Origin of the sequence: Noviherbaspirillum sp. ST9 (assembly GCF_048799745.1) — a bacterium.
Taxonomy (GTDB): Bacteria; Pseudomonadota; Gammaproteobacteria; order Burkholderiales; family Burkholderiaceae_D; genus Noviherbaspirillum.
Genome location: NZ_JBLWFR010000148.1, coordinates 1 through 593 on the forward strand (window position 1 = coordinate 1; position 593 = coordinate 593).

General features: G+C 46.5%; 1 protein-coding gene. It reads left to right on the plus strand.

Annotation, left to right across the window (positions count from 1 at the left end; genetic code table 11):
- A partial coding sequence (locus ACNOHI_RS25245; protein WP_420477475.1) for a hypothetical protein occupies positions 1–593 on the plus strand: 593 nt, incomplete at both ends.

Below are 593 nucleotides of genomic sequence, written 5' to 3' on the forward strand. Positions count from 1 at the left end.
GAATTTTGAATACCAACGAACCGGGGAAAAGTGGAACTGCAAATCTGTTTTCTTCGCTCACTACTACGCCGGCAAGTGCGTATCCTGTATATAATGAAAATGGGTCTTACGGGGGTATCGCGAGATTTCAGAACAATATTCTGGCTCAGAATATCGGCTCGGGCTATTCTCAGGGTAATACGCGTACGGTTTTATCCGACTTTTATCTGAAGCGTACACTCGATGAAATATTACCCGGCATGTGGGCGAAAGCAAGGGCATCGTTCTTTAGCAGCCTCCGGGAAAATATTACCAGAGATAAGACCTTCGCGGTATTTGAAAGAACAGGAACTACTTCCTCCGGCGCCCCGAAATACCTGCAGTACTCATCGAATGGCGCTCAGGCAAACAGTAATGGTATCAGCTTTCAGAACAGATCAGATTTCGAGGAGTTCTCTCTGGGGTACTCGCGTGAATTTAACCAGCAGGGTTTAGATGCTGTTTTACTGGCCAACAGGGACAACCTGATTAATGGATCCAATCTTCCTTATACTATCCAGGGGCTGGCTGGTCATGCCTCCTACAACCTGAAACGGAAATACCTTCTTGAGGTT